The following is a 19,999-nucleotide window of genomic DNA, read 5'->3' on the forward strand; positions in this document are numbered from 1 at the left end:
ACATTTGTAGCAGAGTACGTGTGGGTACGATTTGCAGTGCTCTAAAACGTTAACCCAACACTTAGATAGGCACTAAAAGGTGCTCCTACAATATAGGTAGGCTGTGTTGTATCCGCAGCAAGAGCATTATCTGGTGTAATAATAGAAGCAATATAACGTTTGTTAAACACATTGATAAAGCTCAACTTGACATCAGCCGACTTAAACCCTTTGATTTTGGGCAACCTATAATCAATGTCAAAATCAACCGTTGTAAACGAAGGAATTTTTTGTGTATGATCAACATTTCCATATCTGCTTCCTGTGTATTTAACGATAGGAGTAAATTTAAAATTTTCTATTTTATACGTCAACGCTCCTTTAACACCGTACATCGGCGCATCAGGAATTTGATCCCCCTTAATAGAACTTATACTTATTGCACTCGTCTGAAAATCTTCTGTGTAGTAGTATTGGTTATAAAAAAGGCTTGCGAGAACATCAACAGACTCACCTAAAGGACCACTCATAGCAAATTCTGCGCCATAACTCATCGCATCTATGCTATTGGTAGGATACGCTATGCCATAGTGAGAGTCATACACATTTGCCTGTTTTCCTGTTACTTTAGTAAAAAATAGATTTGGATTATAAACAATTCCATTAGATTTATATTTCATCCCAATATCAAAATTATCAGACAATTCTAATTTTTGTTGATCCCATAATTGTTGTAGCGTTACATTTTTTGCGACAAACTTAGCACGATTTGTGACATACGTTGGAAATAGATTGACATCATATCCGTAACTTCTAGCATAATCAAAATAGATATCAATGTTATGCGTCAGTTGATAACCTACATACACACTGGGCAACCACTCTGTAAATGTTTTGGCATCAACACTTCCCCATTCATCAACGGTTCCTTGAGCTATCGCCGTATCATAATCAGAACTGGTCGTAGCATTAGTACCAAAGGTATAATTTTTCAACCCTGCCAATTTAAAATCAAGGTATCGAATACCTAAAGAATAACTCAACCTATCTCTCTCTCCACAAAACTCTATAAAAGGTGAATTAAACTCATGGTATTGATTCTTAGCTAAAATATTCCATCCAGCATATTGTAATTGACCTGATGCGTTAATCGTATACAGTCTTCGACTTGATGGTGGTCCTGGAGGTTCTTGTCTGCCTCTCCAATATCCCATTTTCATACTTAACTCATCGTTTAAAGGAACTTCATACTCCAAAACACCTCCATACCTATCATGGTCAATTAACCATTCGATCTCTCTTGTTTTAGCATCATTTGCAAACCAATAGTTTCCTTTATCCTTTGAATAATAGGGTTTAAAGCGCATAACAGAATCATTGACAAAACGATACTCAACGTTCGCAGTTAAAACGGTGTCTTTAAAAGATTGTTTATTCCAATCATAATAATTTGAGCTTCCCACGCTAGAGACACGATTCCAATCTTTTTTAGCATAGGTATCCAAATCTTTCGCTTCTGCATAGCTCAATCCATAATAATTATGGTGGTTATCTTCATTGTGGATGACAAACATTTCTGTTTTAAAATTATCATTAGGTGTATAAACCGCACCTAACATCATATTTTTCCTGTCTAAATCACCTTCGCCTTTCCATTTATCGCCACTTGTTTTAGAAAAAGACCCAAAAATTGCTACATCATCCATTTTCCCCGTATCAAATCGCAAAAAACTTCTTAAGGTCTTGTCTGAACCAACGGTTTGAGCAAATTGCGTTTCCATCTCTTTTTTAGGTCTAGCGACGGTTAAATCAACTTTACCTATAAGATTTGAAAATCCAAGACTTTTATCAACAGGTGCGTACCCTTTATAAAGATCAATACCAGAAAAATTTTCCATATCAAACATGGTTTTACCGCCACCAGGATTACCACTAATGGGCAAGGATTCTAGCATATACACACCCCCTGGTCCTGATTGATTTTTACCCCTGATTCTTAATGGATCATGAAAAGATGTTTCATTCGAACCAAATATTTCCGCAGGTTGATAATCCACAGATGGCGACATGCCAACAACTTTCAAAGCAGACATACCAACAGGTCCACTATAAAGCTCTATTGCTTCCTTGGTAAACCCCTGCGAATTGATATTATCTTTATTATCTGTTTCAAAAATAGCACCCCCGTCACTCTCATTTGATACAGTCACTTTCTCTAACGTATACGTATCTTGGCTGTAAAGAATACTCAATGTAGCCATTAAACTCATCAAAATAACTTTTTGCTTCATCTTGAACCTTTATGTAAATTTTTTCAAAACTTAAATCAAAAACATCAATTTAGCTAACAAAACAATCGCTACACCCACCGTGAAAATGTAATAATAAGCAGAACTTTCAACGGGGTTTGGATCTTCTGCATTTTTTATCTTAAAGAGAAGGCGCTTTGTAATCGAAAACACCACTTTGACTCCAATGCCATACGCAAGCAAGACTTTTATAATCAGCATTGTTTGAAACGTCGTAGGAAAAATGCCATTTTCAAACGTAAGATACTGCATACTTAAAATCGTACCTGTCAAGATCAGTACCATCATGTTAGCGGGATAAATTTTCCAGACTCTTTTGGACAACTCTTTTTGTAAATTGTCAAAATTATCCTTACCAATCGTACCTTTAATAGGTGCTATAACAAACAGTTTTGCAAAGCCCCAACCCATAAATAACATTGCACAAAAGAGATGCACAATGAGTATTGTCTTGTATAGTAATTCCATAAAAACTCCTTTTTAATGTAGTCAATCTCTAAAAAATATATAGCACTTAAAATGACACTGCCCTGTTTTACATGTAACCTATTTTAAAAGCTATAAGAATTGATTGTAGTGTTTAGCTTGCAGGATATCTTTATCATAGACACCTCAATTTTCTCTATCTCAAACGTTTCACTCATCAAAACAAATACAATGATCCATAAAAGCACTAAGCCAACCTTGTATTTTTTCTCCTTTTTAAATGATATGTACCAAAACAATATATTTTATTTTATATAACGATAAATCTGCCCTTACCCTAAAGAGATAATTTCCTCCTTCCGTTACTTAATATGCACAAACGATGGAATGCAAACAGAATACCCACATACGGTCTGTTTAAGCGCAATGTTTGTGTTGTAAAGCTCGTTGATTAGCTCTTGTGTTATCGTTTCATGTGTATCACCATGCGCTAAAATCCTCCCTTTTTTTAAAGCATAGGTATACCCACCCAACATCAAAGCATGTTCAGGGAAATGGGTAGATTTTAAAAAGGTATACCCCTCCTTGGAGAGGAGTATGATTGTTTCCAAAAGACGCAACTGATTGCCATAGTCTAAACCCGACACAGGCTCATCCATCACCAAGATTTTTGCCCCTTGCGCCAAAGAGCGTGCTATTAAGACCAACTGTTTTTCACCACCACTCAGCGTTTGAAAAGTGCATTTTTCCAAATGCAAAATACCCAACCGCTCCATCGCTGCATGCGCAAGGGAAATGTCTATTTTTGAGGCTCTTTTAAAGCACGATTCAAAAGCAATGCGTCCCATGAGCACAATATCTAAAGCACAAAACGCAAACGCAACTTGTGTACTTTGAGGCACATAACTAATGTGTAAAGCACGTTCTTTAATCGAATAGTTTTTTAAAGGCTTTCCTTTGAGCATTACCTCGCCACACGTTGGATTGAGTAACCCTAAAAAAAGTTTCATTAAGGTACTTTTACCAACCCCATTTGATCCAAGTAAAGAGACGATTGAACCCTCTTGTATGCATAAATCAACCCCTTGTAAAACCACTTTATCGTTGTAGGCAAAATGAAGATTACGTGCCTCATAAAAACTCATACAAATCCTTTTTTAGCATTGCGAAGTGCCAGCACAAAAATCGGTATTCCAATCAAAGATGTCGCAATCCCTATGGGAATTTCAATGTTCATAGAGATGCGACACAATGTATCTACGATGACTAAAAATAGAGCACCCAAAAGCGCACACATCGGAAGGAGCACACGATTATCCGCACCCACCAAAAAGCGCGCGATATGCGGTATAATAAGACCTACCCAACCTATCATACCAGCAACCACAACCGTGAGTGTACTCAGCAAAGTAGCAAGTAAAATAGCGCTATTGCGTACCCATGCCACTCGCACACCCAGTGCTTTTGCATCATCATCACCAAGACTTAAAATGTTGAGGTATTTACCCATCAACGAAAGCATGATGGTACTAAAAAGTAGAGGCAGCGCTACACTGCTGAGTGTGTTCATATCGACAGCACTAAAAGAGCCCATCAGCCAGTAAACAATCGTTGGAAGCTTATTGTACGGGTCAGCAACAAACTTGGTAACGGAGAGAAGCGCTGAGAATAAAGAACTAGAAATAACGCCACCCAAAACCAATAAAATCATTTGTGAGCTATTCTTTCCATATATTTTTGCTACGACAAGAGCGACTAAAACGGCTACAAAACCAAATAAAAACGCAAAGAGTTGTACCCCTAACCAACTATCAGAAATCATGATGCCAAGGGCTGCCCCAAACGAGGCGCCCGCTAAAACACCCAATATGCCAGGAGAGACCAATGGATTGACAAACATCGCTTGAAACGCTCCACCAGAAACTGAAAGCGCAGCCCCTACAAGAAGAACGGCTAAAATACGTGGCAAGCGAATATCAAAAACAATGTTAGTAAGCAATACCACCTCATGGGGTGTCTCACCTATGTTAAAAAACTTCCATGCCAAAAACTGCCAAAGCGTCCCTAATTCAATCTCATAACGTCCCAATGCTAAAGAGATAAGCACGCTTGTAGCAAGACTGACTACCATTAAACTAAAAAAAAGTGAATTTTTCATTTGCTATCCAATATTTTTCTATTTTCACCAAGACTCTCTACACTCTCCACGTAGTAACACAACAAGGTGCAAGAAGAGCAAGATTTTTCTATTCGGGCTATTTACACACCCTGTTGTACGCTATAAACCAACAACAGCCTAACAAGAAACTAGCATGACACATTGAAAACTTCTTATGAAGTGAGTTTAAAAACAACAGGGACTTTAATCTCGATCTCCTCATGGGGAGGAAACTCAAAAGGCACTGCTTCAAGCACAGCATCAATCGCATTGCGATCCAAAAGTACTTTGCCACTAGACTTTGCGATCTTAATCGATGTAGCATCGACCATTCCATTGGTATGAATTAAAAATTGCACCACGGTCTCACCCTCTATACCCATCTTTTTTGCCGCAGAAGGATAACGAAGGCTCTCTTGAATTTTATCTCTTACTTTAGCGAGATAGACCAAAAGCAGGTCATCCTTGCGCTTTGAGAGCGTTGTTCTCATCGGTGCTTCTTGCGCCTTTGGCGTAACTGGCAATACCTCTGCTTGCTCCTTGATAGGCACATTGGAATGTATCGTTTTTTCTACAACAAGCTCTTGGATGGGCTTTTGAATGGGAAACGTTTTTGCCGATACTTTTGGCACTTTTTTTTCAAGCTTTTGCTCAACAATAGGCTTTATTTTACGTGGAAGCTCTTGCAAAATCTCCTGATGAATCATCTCAGGTTTTAGCTCCTCTAAAAAACTCACCTCTGTGATAATTAACTCTCTTATAGGAGGCTTAGGCAGCATGTCACTTCCTATAAAAAGTGCACACCCAATCAAAACATGCACCAAAAGTGTCCCAAAAGAGGCAACAACGAAATGGGATGTTTTCACACTCCCCCCTTCGTTGTCTGAATCACAAACGTGCTAATGCGATGCTTTTTACAAATGTCGATGACCTTGACCACATGCTCAAACGGCGTTTTTGCATCACTTCTCAGTACGATATGAGGCTCTTGAGTGTTCATGCACGCTATTTTTGTGTCTAACGCTTCTATGGAAAGCGCCACATCATCACAATAGAGTTCTCCCACTTCTGTGAGTGATAAAACCATAGGCTTTTTCTCATCTTTTTGGTTTTGAGCATTGGATGCATGGGGGAGCGTAAGCGGAATTTTGCCTTGGGTAACAAACGTAGCTGTCACCATAAAAATGACTAAAATAACTAAGACGATGTCCACAAAAGGAGTCATATTAATCTCAGCAATATCACTTTCATAAGAAGGTTCACGCTTCATTGAGCTGTGCCTCTTTTTGAGTTAAGAAAACCTTGACACGTCTGGTAAAATAGTTATACGCAATAACACAAGGAATAGCAACAAAAAGCCCCGTTGCCGTGGCAATCAGCGCTTCAGAGATACCTTGCATAATAGGTTGAACATCAAAAGCGTTATTAGAGCCTATCGCATGAAACGCTTGAATAATACCCAACACCGTTCCAAAAAGCCCAATAAATGGTGCGTTGTTACCAAAGGTCGCTAATATGCCCAAACGCGATTCAAGACTGAGTCGCAACGTATAATAATCCATCGTTTGATACTTCGTTTGAATTGCGCTAAACACTAAAAAACGCTCAATCATCACCCCAACAGCAATCATACTCATAACAACCAATACCCAAAGGACAGGGTCAATCCCTAGAAGGGCAAACGATAAAAGCTTTTCACTCAGCATCTTTTCTCCTTGATTAAAAACATTTTCTATGCCTTTACAACTCTCTAACAGTCGTTATTTACTTTATATAAATAACGACCAATAAAACGAACAATAAGAATTAAGAGACATTGCATTATATCGTAATATAATTATAAATATAACGAAAATTTTAGCTTCTCTTTTTTACATGCGCTATGACTTACATCAAGAATGATGCTCAAACAAAGAGACATTGGCTCTTTCCATAAGTTCTTTAAAATCATTTTAGGATGCGTGTTCTAATATAAATCATTGTAAAAATTGACGATTGATTTATGATTTGGTTATACTTTAGAGAACATAAAGATCGTAAGAAGGTGATACCCATGTTAGAAGCACGACTTTGGATGAAAAAAAGCAACAAAAACTACCTTGGTAAAGGACGTATTGAACTACTAGAGCGCATTCGTGAACATGGATCTATCCATGCTGCCGCTAAAGCAATGAAGATGAGTTATAAAGCTGCTTGGGACTCCGTCGATGCGATGAATAACCTCTCCGAAACACCCCTTGTCGAAAAAATCAGTGGTGGAAAAGGAGGTGGTGGGACACATTTAACAGCCAAAGGTGAAGAGGTAATAGCCGCTTTTCATAACCTTCAAGTGAAACATCAACAATTTTTAGATCTTTTTGGAAGCAGTGATAATTTAGCAACCATTGTTCAAACACTGAATCGTCTTTCATTAAAACTTAGCGCTCGTAACCAACTTATCGGCACAATTAGCGCCATAAGAGAATCTCCTGTTAATGTACAAATAGAACTTACCATAAAGGCAGCCAATAAAATTTATGCTAGCATTACCAAAAACAGTTATCAAGAATTAGGACTCCACCTTGGCGATAGCGCTATTGCTATTATCAAAGCCAGTTCAATTTTTCTCTCAAAAACGAAACCTACCATTGCGTGTGAAAACCTCTTACAGGGCAAAATCATTCAAATTCTCAGCGATACCTCTAGCACGGAAATCACCTTAGAACTAGAAAGTAAAAGTACGATTACAGCGACGATTTCAAATGAAGCATTCGAACCTTTAGGGTTAAAAATCAATGAAGAAACATATATTTTCTTTAAAGCATCTAACGTTATTTTAGGTATTTAAAGCCAATACGCCTTGATAAATTTCTAAACTTTTAATTTTAGAAAGAACTTTAAGATTTTCATTATATATTTATTTATACAATGCAAAGACATTTTCCATACGGAGGCGTTTTATGCATGTGTTCATTTTTTTTCTACTGTTCGTAACCTCACTTTTTGCAAATGAGTCGCGAACATTTTTAGATGTTAGCAACAAGCCTATTGTACTTCCTGAGCATATCACTCGCATTTATGGCTCAGCTCCACCCATTAGTTTTATGATTTATGTCATTGATGACACCCCACTGATTGGTGTTAATTCTCCACAAACAAATAAAGACAACAACAATGGTGAAAAATTTTTAAGTAAACATTTCATGGAACTTCCTATTTTAGGAGGTTGGCATGGCAACAATATTCCCAATTTAGAAGCAATTTTAGCCGCAAAGCCTGATGTAATTATCACATGGGATACGCCACTACTCAATGAAAAAACAGCTAAAGATTTAGCACGCATTTCTATTCCTGCTCTGAAAGTAAATATTGACGATTCGCAAAACTACCCTGAGGTTTTTCGCTACCTTGGAAGAGTTATGCAAAAAGAAGAGCGTGCCAATGCACTAGCTAACATGGCGCAAACCTATTTAGATGAGCTCAAAACTTTTGTAGCAAGTATCCCTGAAAAAGAGCGTACCAAAGTCTATTACGCTGAAGGTGATTTTGGGCTTCAAACAGAATGTGACCGCTCTTTTCACTCTGAACCTTTAGCCCTAGCTGGAGGTAACTTAGTGCATAAATGCGTGCAAAACAGTGTTGTAGGATTACAAGAAGTAAGTTTTGAACAGATTATTTTATATGACCCAGAAGTTATCATCGTTCAAAATCCAACGTTTTATAAAACCGTCTTTCGTGAGAAAAAATGGGCAGTGCTCAAAGCCGTTCAAAATAAAAAAGTATACTTAGTCCCAAAATCCCCCTTTAATTGGACAGATAGACCACCTTCTTTTATGCGTATTCTTGGGGCACATTGGATTGCGAGCAAACTCTATCCCACACGCTATCCCTATAAAATTGAAGACAAAGTCAAAGCATTTTATCAGCTCTTTTTTGGTGTTGAACTCAGTAACGAAGATTTAAAAACCTATTTTAAGTTATAGCAACAAAAGGATATTTTATGATTTGCCCGATTTGTGAACGACGATGCCATGTCGAAGAAAAAGGCATTGGGATGTGTGGTCGCTATGAATGCCAAGACCATGCCATGATAGAGCGTTTTCCAAACGCATACCTTGTTGTAGCACCCATTTCAGCAGAAACCATGCCTGTGCTGCACTTTCACCCTCGTGCCAAATTTTTGCAAATCAGCACCACTGGGTGTAATTTTGACTGTTTGGGGTGCATCTCAACCGTGGTTGCTAAGGAGATGAATGTACAAAGCCCAGCGCTTAAAAAGCTTTCGCCGATGCAAATTATCAACAAAGCCTTAGAGCAAGCGTGTGATGGCATTGTTTTTCTTATGAATGACCCTCTCGCCTCGTTTTACACCTTTTTAGAGATTTGCACACTGGCTAAAAAACATGGACTTTTGACAGGGTGCTCTACCAATGGTTATTTTACGCAAAAATCCCTAGCCTTACTTTCCCCTTATTTGGATTTTGTCAATATTGGGCTTAAAGGCTTGTGCAATGATGTTTACCGTAGTTGCGGTGCGTCCAGCTACAAGCCTGTATTACGCAATATCGAGCTTTTTCACCATCAAGGTGTGCACGTTGAAGTGGCGTGCATTCATAAAACAGACAACGAAGAAGAGCTTTTAAAAATTGCCCAAACATTGGCAAACATCTCCAAAGAGATTCCCCTCCAAATTATGCGATTTATCCCTATTGAAGATGCGAGCATCACCCTAGAGCCTTCCATCTTAGCATCTGAAACCCTTTACAAAAAACTCTTATCGCATCTTGATTACGTCTATCTTTTCAACTCCCCTGGAACGGAGTCTTTAAATACTCACTGCCCTAAATGTGGCGCATTGATTTTTGAGCGAGATTTTTACGGTCCTATGGGCGCAAAGCTAAGAGCCATTCACCCAAACTATCACAAACACACCTGCCCAAACTGCCATCACATTCTTCCCATCAAAGGAGAGCCTGCCGAAAAAATCTTCAATGAAGATGGTTTTGAAGGCGGCTATCCACTCACAAGAGCGTTGGAAATCGTAGAGGGAACACTTGCGACACTAGGCGTAAAGAAGCAAAAAGATGTCACCGCATGTTGGGAAAAACTCTTGCAAAATGATGGACTACGACGCTTACATGTAAACATTCAAAACTTTGACGATTATGCCAACACAATAAAGTATCTTGCAAACCTCACCCACAAAGAAACTCTGGCTCAAAAGCTCCTTGCTTACATGAGAGAAAAGATTGCCATAATCACCCAAGAATTACCCAAAATTGACGTTAAACCACGGGTCTATTATGTGATGGGAAAACCCTTATTTGCACTCGAAGAAGAACGCCTTGAAAATCAGTTGGTTGAAATGGCAGGTGGTATCAGTGTCAATAAAGGGCTGGATTTGCAGGGAAGACCTGGAAAAAAGATATCTGTCGAAATGCTCAACGCACTCAACCCTGATATTATCTTTATCTCATCATTTTTAGACTGCCCGCTCGATGAGTTTTACATGTATTGTGAAAAACAAGGCATCGTCGTCGAAGCACTCAAACAAAAACGTATCTACACACACCTTGCACCCTGTTTTGATTTTGGAAGCCCCCGTTGGATTTTGGGCTTGATGCACATCGCCAACATGCTCCATCCAACGCTTTACCATTTCGATGTTTTAGAAGAGGCTAAAGTCTTTTACCGCCTCTTTTATGAAAGCACCTTTAGCCTCCCCACGCTCAATCGTTCCTTTGCAAAACCAAGCCAATATCACACAATGGTTCAAATTTAGACACACTCCTCTTGTACTTCCCTTCAAAATTCATTATAGTTTTAAATATATAATGAATTTTGAAGGATTTTCATGGAACAAAAGTTGGCTTTTTGGGACAACATGGCGAAGCGTTATCCACGTTTTAATGACGCATCAATAAGCAAAGATATCCATCCTATCTTAAACTGGTGTCACGGCCATTGATGTTTCAGAGGGTATGCTAAAAGCGCTCAATGAAGATGCTATCCAAACAGGCGTGTCGCACCATGTCCAAACCCATCAAAGCGATTGGGGTACTTTGGCGCTGACAACACAATATGACATTGTCATCGCTTCCATGACTCCTGCGATTAATAACGTACAAAAAATTGAAAAAATACTGGGTGCGAGTAAACAACTTGGCATTTACGTCGGCTGGGAAAAATACCGCACCAACAAACTTGTAGAAGCTTCAGTCAAAGCGCATACACTCAAAGAAGAGGAATACTCGTTTGAAGAAGCCAAGGAGTATGCTTACGAACAGCTTGGTCGAAAAGAGCTCACCCCTAATGATACCATCATCGAATCTATCCTCATCAAGCACATGCAAAACGATCAAGTTATCGTGAAAACACAAGCCGAAAAAGGGGTTGTGTTGTGGAAAGCAACTTAACATATATTCTTAATTAGTGATAAAAGAAGATAAGCCCAACAACCGTCGGGCTTATCTAAAACGCTTAAACCTTACCTTCTTCTTTGAGTTTTCTATACCAAGAACTGTGAAGGATGGCAACCTCTTCTTCTTCTTTATAGCCTGTAATCATAGAGTGAATTGCGCCTTTAATCGCAATCGCTGCCATGTAAACATGTACCATAAAAAACGTCGCTACGACCATACCCAATACATTGTGGATAATCGCCGAGATACGGAGTAAATCAATTTGACTGACCCCAAAAAGTGTTGCCACAGGAGAGAGGTTAATGTTTAAGAAGAACATCAACGCTCCTGTTAAAATCATTAAAATACCACCAGGCATTGCAATCCAAAACCATGCCTTTTGACCTGCGTTAAACTTACCCGCAGGAATTGGCTTTTTCTCTTTGGAAAGATATCCGCCTACGATCATCATCCACTTGACATCATCCATGTTGAAAATCATATCTCGAATCCATGCAATGATCATAGGAAGGACGGTAATCGCAAAAACAGGTGTGGCAATCCCGTGAAGGTTCTTACACACACGAACAAAGGTTCCACCTCCGAAGAAGTCTCCAAACGCCATAATAAATCCTGTGGGCACTAACACCAAAAAGGAGAGTGCCGCAAGGTTGTGCATGACTCGCATCAACAAGCTAAATGCAAAGATTTTCTTGCCATCATGCGAAAACACTTTAGGTCCAATAATCATATAGTGAATCGAACCTGCAACCGGAACTAAAAAGAGCGCAATCAAAAACCCTTTCCAAAACCACTCACGTTGGAGGTAGGTAAAAACCTCTCCAAACGCAAAGTATTTTGGAATAGCATTGAGCATAGCTGTTCCATACAAAGGGTCATCATACGTTCCTGTGCTTATGGCATATAAAGAGGTCATCGAAAGTAACAAGCTGCTTAAGAGCACAAGGTACTTTTTCATTGTGTAAGCCCTTTTCTGCTTTGTTTATTATAGGCAACATTCCAAAGATAAGAGTTATTTGCCTCTTTACTCTCTCCACGAGCTAGAACACGTGTACGATAAAGTTCAGAAACTTTCTCAGAGGTTCCAATCATCAAAGCATTGGTCGAACACATCGCCGCACACACAGGAACTTTTCCCTCAGAGATACGATTTTGACCATAGGTATGACGCTCTATTTCAGAGTTGGTTTCAAGTGGACCACCTGCACACATGGTACATTTATCCATGGCACCTTTAGCGCCAAAGACACCATCTTTTGGAAACTGAGGCGCACCAAAAGGACATGCGTATAAGCAGTATCCACATCCAATACATTTTTCTTTATCATGAAGCACAATACCATCTTCACGAATATAAAAACAATCCACTGGACACACTTGTGAACATGGAGCGTCAGAGCAGTGCATACACGCAATCGAGATAGAGGTCTCTTTGCCCTCCACACCATCATTAAGCGTTACGACCTTACGTCGTGCAATGCCCACAGGGAGTTCATGCGCATTTTGACAAGCAACCACACAAGCAAAACACTCAATACATCTCTCTGCATCACAATAAAATTTTAGACGACTGTTGATATTTTCCATAGGGCTCTCCTTACGCTTTCTCAACACGGCATAGACCCGCATTGAACTCAGAAATTTGGGTAATCGGGTCAAATCCATAGTTAACAATGGTATTTGAACTTTCACCAATCGTGTAAGGACGTGTGCCTTCTGGATAGTTCGCACTCAAATCCACACCCTGCATAACACCCGCAAAGTTGTACGGCATACAAATACGATCAGGGGTTACACTTCTATTGTAGTGTACTCTAACTTTAATCTTTGTACCCTGCGGTGCATGAATCCACATCATACCTTTATCTTCAATACCATACTTAGAGGCTAAGTCTGGGTGAATATTGGCAAACATCTCTGGAGTGATGCTTGAGAGGTACTTACTGGTTCGCTCTAGCATTCCAGCACCTGAGAGGTTGACTAGACGCATAGAGGTCATAATAGTTGGGAACTCTTTGGACCAATCTTGTTTGGTTTGCTCAGAGATAAACCTTGTTGCTACCCTAAAGTTATTGTCTTGATCAGGCAATGCAGGGTATTTTTGAACCAAATCCCAACGTGGTGAATGAATAGGCTCACGGTGTACGGGTACTGGATCTGGAAATTCCCAAACAATCGTACGTGCTCTTGCATTACCATAAACACACACGCCATACTCACGAGCATATTTTTGGATAATACCACTAAAATCCATCGCCCAGCTTGGTCCCATTTGTGCTTTCTCTTCTTCAGAGAGCGTAATGCCAAGCACTTTTTCGATGTTAGCTTTAGTGAGTTGTGGGTAGCCACCTTTGATTTTTTGACCTGGAAGTGTCACGGTCTCATCGGCAATTTGGCTCACACCATTGTGCTCCATTCCAAAACGATTTCTAAAGCCCATACCGCCTTCATTGACAGGTTTGGATACATCGTAAAGAACAGGAGAACCTGGATGTTTTTCATCCCAACATGGCCATGGAAGTCCGTAGTATTCGCCTTCCATCTCACCACGCCCTTTGAGGGTTAATGGATCAAAAAGATGCCAATTTGCTTGGTGTTTGCGTAGACGCTCTGGTGTCCAGCCCGAAAGACCAATACTCTTAACCGTACGAGCAATCTCACGAACCGCATCATCTGGCCAAACAAAATCATCTTTATATTTAACGACTTCGCCTTTTTCCACATGCATTTTCATGCCCTTGACATACTCATCATAAAAACCAAATTTTTTCGCAAAAGCAAACATCACTTCATGATCTGCTTTACTCTCATACAGTGGTTCAACGACTTGTGAACGCCATTGCGCAGAACGATTGGTTGCGGAAAGGGTTCCTTCACACTCAAACTGTGTTGCCACAGGAAGAATATAAATACCATCTTTTCTATCGGTAATAATCGCTGCTTCATTCACAAACGGCTCAGCAACAACAAGCATATCGAGTTTATCAATCGCCTCTTTGATTTTCACTTGTTGAGACATAGACGTAATACCTGTTCCTTGTACCCAAAGCACACGAATAGGCGCAGAAGAAGTTGTTTTTTCTTCTTGAAGAACACCTTGCCACCATTTAGCAAGAGAGAAACCTTTAGCATGCATCCATTTATGCTCACCCTTCGCATCGAGTTCTGGATGGAAACGGCTTTGAAGATACTCTAAACTCACACCCCATGTTTTTGCATAGTATTGCCATGCGGCTTTATCCAAACCATAATAGCCTGGAAGAGAGTCTGCAAGGTTTGCCATATCGGTTGCACCTTGAACGTTATCGTGTCCACGAATAATTTGACAACCACCACCTGCTTTTCCAGCATTACCTGTCACAAGCGCTAAAATTGGAAGAATACGGGTGTTTGAACTACCCACAGAGTGTTGTGTAATTCCTAAAGACCATGCAATAGCAGCTGGTTTAGTTTTTGCATACAATTCTGCTATTTCTAGGATTTGTGCAACAGAAGCACCTGAAACATTAGACGCCTCTTCAGGTGTCCATTTTGCAGCTTCGGCTCTGATTTGATCCATCGCATAGGTTCTATGATCAATAAAATCTTGATCTTCCCAACCGTTTTTGAAGATTACATGTAAAAGTCCATAGGCAAACGCAATATCGGTACCAGGACGAATACGTACATAAATATCTGCTTTTGCAGCACTGCGTGTAAAGATAGGATCGACTACGATCAACTTCGCGCCTCTATCTTTGGCTTGCAAGAAGTGTTTAAATCCAATTGGATTAGCAACAGCGGAGTTTGCTCCGACCATCATGATTAACTTAGAATGTGCAACAATATCACCAAAGTGATTTGTCATAGCACCGTAACCCCATGTATTTGCCGCACCGGCAACGGAAGCACTGTGTCAGATTCTAGCTACGTGATCGATATTATTTGAGCCCCAAAACGCAGCAAACTTTCTAAAGTAAAACGCTTGCTGGTTATTGAATTTTGCTGAACCTAGGAACATTGCGGTATCTGGACCATTTTCTTCTCTAATTTTTAACATTTTAGAAGAAATTTCCTCAATCGCTTGATCCCATGTTAAACGATGCCATTTACCATTCTCTTTTTTCATTGGGTATTTGATACGTTGTTTTGATTTGGTTAAATCAATTTGATCCGTACCTTTACAGCAGTGGCTTCCCTCACTGATTGGATGGTCATGTGCGGGTTCTTGTCTTACCCATACACCATTTTGTACTTCAGCTTTAATACCACAACCTGCTGAACAAATCGAACAGATGGTTTTTACTGTTTTTGAGCCTGGAAATGGGTTTTTAATCTCTTCCGCACTCGCCACTCTAATCTTCTCTTCTTTTGCAAGAAGATTCCCCGCTCCAAAACTAGCACTTCCCAAAGCCGCCATTTTTAAAAATGAACGTCTTCCGACTTTGCTAGAGGAGAGTAGTTGGGTTTCGCTTTTACTCATACACTGTCTCCTAAGTTTTATAGAGTTCTTTGAACTCTTGATACGTTTTTAAAGCAAAGCTCTAAAAACTACGTTAACACTGGGTTTTCTTCGGCGCAATGCCCACGCACCCTTAGTGCTTCTGTTCCCTGCAAATAGAATTTTGCGAGAAATCTAGTTGGTTCTCTTATAGTAGAGTTCCCACTCTTTTGTCTCTTTATACAAAATCTCTTTTTTGGGAGATTTTCCATAAACAACACCGTTGTTTCCTTTTGTGTCACTCTTAGCACTCGCTAAAGCCACACTTGCCCCAGCCGTTGCAATAACCGCTGATGTTCCAAGGGCTTTCTTTAAAAAGTCCCTTCTGTTTTCGTGCATAGTTCTATGCCTCCTTTTCCTATGATGAGGAATCAGTTTTTCACCCTTAAAAGAGTTATGAAAAAAGAAGTTTTTTCCTCTTTCATAACGCTTTAATAGCATTATGCTAAATTTGCATATTTGAAGACAAAAAGAGTCTTAAATATGCAAAAAAAGCATATTTATTTATAAAACAATTTCATCCAAATTACGTCTAATTCGCTGACTCAAAGGTTTTCTGTCCGTTTGAATGACCGCACTCACACGATGGGCACTCGCAACTTTTTGCGAAGGAGCAACATCTAAATAGAGACGTTCAAAATCACTAAAGGCTTTTAAAACAATGGCGGTATTTTTATAGAAAACACTCTTTTCATGCGTAAAGAGAAGCTCTGCAAAATCATCAATACACTCATTTAAAATCTCAGCAAAAAAGGTATGAGCTAAGTTTAAACTCTCTTCATCTCCTTCAATCCCTGATTCAATAAGCGTTGACATAAGTCGAAACGCAAAAACCATTTGATCTTCAGAGTCATTACACAAAGGCTTGTTACGTCTAAATTTAGAACGAAGCACTAAACCAGCAGCTTTCACTCGCTTTTGACCATCATCTCTTCCCTCATCATAATACGAAGCACTCAAAGGGATAAAAGAGCTCTCAGGTGAGACAAAAACTTCATCATACTCCGCTCTTAATGCGCTAAAACCCTCTGTTTTAATCTTCTCTTGAATTGCCCCTAACGCTTCATAACTGCCCTCATCCAAAGGATTGGATAGAAAAATTGGAAGCAGCGTTTCTACATCTTTGTACCCTTCATCACTGGAAGAAAAATCTAACATTTTCGCAAAAAAAATGTAGTACAGTGAACGGGCTTGATTGATTGCTTTTTTATCCATTTTTAACCTCTTTCATCTCGGTTTCCATATGCGCTCTAAACATCACTTTAGGTTTACAATCCGCACAACAATAAAGCGTTCTAAGCTTCACATCATCTCCCATAAAAAGTGGGGTCATAATGGCAACAATTTTTTCAACCGATTTGCGTGTAGCAAACTCTTTCCCACACTCCACACAGGCGAAAAGCTCATCGTGCGCCATAATGCGCTGTGAAAACCAGCTTGGCTTGAGATGGATTTCATCTTTGATTACATGTAAACAATCTTTTTCAGGACAGGTCACTTCACAATAGCCACAGTTGGTACAAATCGAAGCGTTAAAACGAAGACTGTTATCCTCAGGATGTGCGGTTAAAGCCCTGACATTACAGGCTCCCACGCAACTTAAACAGAGCGTACATTTATCGGTATCAATACTCATGTCACCATAATGCACATGCTCACCCGTCTTCACCACACCCAAATCCTCTTCACCCACCACATGGGCTAAACGTGCGGAAAAAATTTCACGTTTACGAAGCCCTGCCTCATTAATACCATAACAGCACTCAGGAATACTCTGCAAGGTTTCAAAAACAGAGGCTAACTCTTCGGTGGTTTCACACACATAAATGGCTTTTTTATGGTACTTTTTCTCAAAAATCTCATTTAAGATACGAATAACATCGCCTGTACCTTTAGAGATAAAATCGGTATAAAAAACAATGGGATTACCACTGGTTTGAAGTAAATTCAGCAAATGCGCCTCATGTAAATATTTCTCCCCTTCAATCATCAAAGGAAGCACACCCTCACGAAGCGGAATATCAATCACGCCTAAATCCATCTTATTCGGAATAATCAAGGCAATCGATTCTCTAAAATAATCACTCAAATGGGTAAACGCAAGGCGTGGCATCTGCGTATAATCAAGCGCACCACTAGGACACACACTCACACAGCCACCACAGCCGTGACAATCAATGTGTGAGAAAACCAAATGCTTGGTCTCGTCCTCTTTTAAAATGGCAACCGTGGGGCACACCTCCGCACACTTCCCACAAATCTCCTCACGGCGTTCATGATACTGGCAAATGGAAGGATCATAACTGATGTAGTTTTTATAGTGATACTCACCCGTTCGCTCACGAAGGGTTTTTAACGCTTCTTCTAATCCTATCACAGCGGGGTCATACACACCACTTTGCTTCATGGCAAACTTCGGAGCATTCCACCAAAGCACTTGATCACACTCTAATTCTAAGAGTTCGTCCTCTTTTTTAAGCGTTACATGTAAAGCACCTATATGCCCATTGAGGTCTAAAATCATTGAAGGAGAAAGTAACATGACGGTAAACATTTCTTCACTTAAATCGCTCTTGAGTGCTTCATGCTCTGATTCATCTGTTACGATCAGTAACTTCTTTCCCACTTCTTGGCTATAATCCACATCTTGCGCAAAATCAAACCCAACAGAGCGTATCGCATAGAGTTTCGCAACATTCGTGATTTTGTGAGCAATGCTATCTTCTGATTGCGCCACATAAAAATTGATTTCAGGCGCATAAATAAGAGCCTCGGCTTCAGGATAATTCGCAACAAGAAAATCACCTTTACAGGGGGTTTTCACCCATTCTATTGTCTCATCAAGGGGAAAATCAATACCAACGGTATCGTAAAATGCGTACTCTTTTTGCATAAGTTTGTCCATTAAGTGGTAAATTATAATTGACCGAATTGTAAAATCATTTGGATTAAACGGTTCTTAATAATACAAAAAGACTCGTTATATTATAATTGTATATAACGATATATAGCCCCTTTGCTCCTTAGCTTTCGTTAATCTTCTTCCGCTATAATTGAAGATATCTCTTTCATAAGGTATGGTGTTTTGGTCAACAAAAATTTTCTTCTTCTTGGTATCATCAGCCTTGGTATCTTTATCAGTGGGTTACTTTTTAGGAATTTTCCTCTGCATGAAAAAAGTGCTATTGTCTTAGGAACGTCTCTTCCTCTCAGTGGCATTAACGCTGATCTTGGCAAAGACATGGTCATTGGTGCTAATACCTATTTTAGCCATATTAACGCTAGAGGTGGTGTGCAAGACAAAAAAATCCAGCTTGTCCATTATGATGACAAATACGAACCCGAAAACACCCTACAAAACACCATCAAATTGATTGAAAAAGATGGTGCTTTTGCTCTTTTTGGTTTTGTGGGCACACCTACGGTTAAACGTGTTTTACCACTGATTACATACAGTAACATTCCCTTTATCGCACCCTATACAGGTGCTTCGTTTCTACGCAATGAAGAGCTAAGCAACATTGTGAATTTTAGAAGCTCCTACGCACAAGAGATGGACGCCTTGGTTGAATATTTAAATACCCAAAAGAAAGTAACAAAGTTTGCGATTTTTTATCAAAATGATGATTATGGTGAAGAGGGTTACGTTGCTTTGGCACAAGCCCTTGCCAAACGCAATCTTCAACTAAGCGCAGAGGGAACCTACAAACGCAATACCCTCTCCATTCGTCATGCCGTCCATGAGATTGAAGGTGCTAAACCTGAGGCCATTATCCTTGTGGGTGCGTATAAACCTACCGCACGGTTTATTGAAAAAGTGAAAAGCACTTTTTCGTATCAGCCTATTTTTTCACCTATCTCTTTTGTCAATGCCAACGCTTTAATGCACGAATTAAAAGGCAATGGGGAAAATCTTCTTTTCTCACAAACCGTACCTTCATGTGATGATTTTTACTCAAAAGAGGGAATTGAATACCGTAAACTACTCTCATTTTATTATCCTGAAGCCAAACCCTCCCTCGTCTCTTTTGAGGGGTTTTTAGCGGCAAAAAGCGTTGTGAAAGCACTTCAGAACATTCATGGAACCATCACACGGGAGAAGTTTCTTGAAAACCTTAAACACTTAAATACCTACACCCTTGACAATATTCCTTTGCACTATCGCAATGCGCAACTCCTCAACCAAGTCTATCTTGCGCAGTATCATGATGGCAAATTTGAAATTATCCAAAAGTATGAGTACTAA

General features: G+C 39.6%; 18 protein-coding genes. 5 read left to right on the forward strand and 13 right to left on the reverse strand.

Annotation, left to right across the window (positions count from 1 at the left end; all coding sequences use genetic code 11):
• Positions 1-41: 41 nt before the first annotated feature.
• From SDEL_RS10400 to SDEL_RS10430, 7 genes are all read right to left on the reverse strand, one after another.
• A complete protein-coding gene (locus tag SDEL_RS10400) occupies positions 42-2,270 on the reverse strand; it encodes a TonB-dependent receptor (RefSeq protein WP_012857818.1) in 2,229 nt (742 codons plus the stop codon).
• A 30-nt stretch (positions 2,271-2,300) separates the two neighbouring features.
• Positions 2,301-2,756, reverse strand: coding sequence for a hypothetical protein (locus tag SDEL_RS10405; protein WP_012857819.1), 456 nt, complete (start codon positions 2,754-2,756; stop codon positions 2,301-2,303).
• A 320-nt stretch (positions 2,757-3,076) separates the two neighbouring features.
• Positions 3,077-3,859 (reverse strand): ABC transporter ATP-binding protein, encoded by a 783-nt coding sequence (locus SDEL_RS10410; protein WP_012857820.1) that lies wholly within the window; start codon positions 3,857-3,859, stop codon positions 3,077-3,079.
• Entirely contained in the window at positions 3,856-4,872 is a 1,017-nt protein-coding gene (locus tag SDEL_RS10415; protein WP_012857821.1) for a FecCD family ABC transporter permease, read from the reverse strand. The genes SDEL_RS10410 and SDEL_RS10415 overlap by 4 nt, the downstream gene beginning before the upstream one ends.
• A 173-nt stretch (positions 4,873-5,045) precedes the next feature.
• On the reverse strand, positions 5,046-5,738 hold the full coding sequence (locus SDEL_RS10420) for an energy transducer TonB (protein WP_041666371.1): 693 nt from the start codon (positions 5,736-5,738) through the stop codon (positions 5,046-5,048).
• Positions 5,735-6,142, reverse strand: a complete 408-nt coding sequence (locus SDEL_RS10425) for an ExbD/TolR family protein (RefSeq protein WP_012857823.1) — start codon at positions 6,140-6,142, stop codon at positions 5,735-5,737. The genes SDEL_RS10420 and SDEL_RS10425 overlap by 4 nt, the downstream gene beginning before the upstream one ends.
• The gene (locus SDEL_RS10430) at positions 6,132-6,578 is read right to left on the reverse strand and encodes a MotA/TolQ/ExbB proton channel family protein (RefSeq protein WP_012857824.1); all 447 of its coding nucleotides are present in this window, start codon (positions 6,576-6,578) and stop codon (positions 6,132-6,134) included. Before SDEL_RS10430 ends, SDEL_RS10425 begins: the two co-directional genes overlap by 11 nt.
• 347 nt (positions 6,579-6,925) lie before the next feature.
• On the opposite strand from SDEL_RS10430, the gene SDEL_RS10435 reads away from it, so the two are divergent.
• From SDEL_RS10435 to SDEL_RS10450, 4 genes are all read left to right on the forward strand, one after another.
• Entirely contained in the window at positions 6,926-7,699 is a 774-nt protein-coding gene (locus tag SDEL_RS10435) for a TOBE domain-containing protein (protein WP_012857825.1), read from the forward strand.
• A gap of 112 nt (positions 7,700-7,811) precedes the next feature.
• Positions 7,812-8,834, forward strand: a complete 1,023-nt coding sequence (locus SDEL_RS10440; protein WP_012857826.1) for an ABC transporter substrate-binding protein — start codon at positions 7,812-7,814, stop codon at positions 8,832-8,834.
• 17 nt (positions 8,835-8,851) lie between these two features.
• A complete protein-coding gene (locus tag SDEL_RS10445) occupies positions 8,852-10,633 on the forward strand; it encodes a radical SAM protein (RefSeq protein WP_012857827.1) in 1,782 nt (593 codons plus the stop codon).
• A 199-nt stretch (positions 10,634-10,832) separates the two neighbouring features.
• Complete coding sequence (locus SDEL_RS10450) at positions 10,833-11,267, forward strand: hypothetical protein (RefSeq protein WP_012857828.1); 435 nt, start codon at positions 10,833-10,835, stop codon at positions 11,265-11,267.
• A 64-nt stretch (positions 11,268-11,331) separates the two neighbouring features.
• Here SDEL_RS10450 and SDEL_RS10455 read toward each other — a convergent pair whose 3' ends face one another.
• From SDEL_RS10455 to SDEL_RS10485, 6 genes are all read right to left on the reverse strand, one after another.
• The gene (locus SDEL_RS10455) at positions 11,332-12,231 is read right to left on the reverse strand and encodes a formate dehydrogenase subunit gamma (protein ID WP_012857829.1); all 900 of its coding nucleotides are present in this window, start codon (positions 12,229-12,231) and stop codon (positions 11,332-11,334) included.
• The gene (gene fdh3B / locus SDEL_RS10460; RefSeq protein ID WP_012857830.1) at positions 12,228-12,860 is read right to left on the reverse strand and encodes a formate dehydrogenase FDH3 subunit beta; all 633 of its coding nucleotides are present in this window, start codon (positions 12,858-12,860) and stop codon (positions 12,228-12,230) included. The genes SDEL_RS10455 and fdh3B overlap by 4 nt, the downstream gene beginning before the upstream one ends.
• A 10-nt stretch (positions 12,861-12,870) precedes the next feature.
• Positions 12,871-15,735, reverse strand: coding sequence for a formate dehydrogenase subunit alpha (locus SDEL_RS10465; RefSeq protein ID WP_083762486.1), 2,865 nt, complete (start codon positions 15,733-15,735; stop codon positions 12,871-12,873).
• A gap of 153 nt (positions 15,736-15,888) precedes the next feature.
• Positions 15,889-16,092 (reverse strand): twin-arginine translocation signal domain-containing protein, encoded by a 204-nt coding sequence (locus SDEL_RS10475; protein ID WP_012857833.1) that lies wholly within the window; start codon positions 16,090-16,092, stop codon positions 15,889-15,891.
• Positions 16,093-16,257: 165 nt separating this feature from the next.
• The gene (locus SDEL_RS10480; RefSeq protein ID WP_012857834.1) at positions 16,258-16,968 is read right to left on the reverse strand and encodes a TorD/DmsD family molecular chaperone; all 711 of its coding nucleotides are present in this window, start codon (positions 16,966-16,968) and stop codon (positions 16,258-16,260) included.
• On the reverse strand, positions 16,961-18,646 hold the full coding sequence (locus SDEL_RS10485) for a 4Fe-4S binding protein (protein WP_012857835.1): 1,686 nt from the start codon (positions 18,644-18,646) through the stop codon (positions 16,961-16,963). The genes SDEL_RS10480 and SDEL_RS10485 overlap by 8 nt, the downstream gene beginning before the upstream one ends.
• Positions 18,647-18,838: 192 nt before the next feature.
• Between SDEL_RS10485 and SDEL_RS10490 the strand changes: the two genes are divergently transcribed.
• A complete protein-coding gene (locus SDEL_RS10490; protein WP_012857836.1) occupies positions 18,839-19,999 on the forward strand; it encodes an ABC transporter substrate-binding protein in 1,161 nt (386 codons plus the stop codon).

Source organism: Sulfurospirillum deleyianum DSM 6946, assembly GCF_000024885.1.
GTDB classification, from domain to species: domain Bacteria; phylum Campylobacterota; class Campylobacteria; order Campylobacterales; family Sulfurospirillaceae; genus Sulfurospirillum; species Sulfurospirillum deleyianum.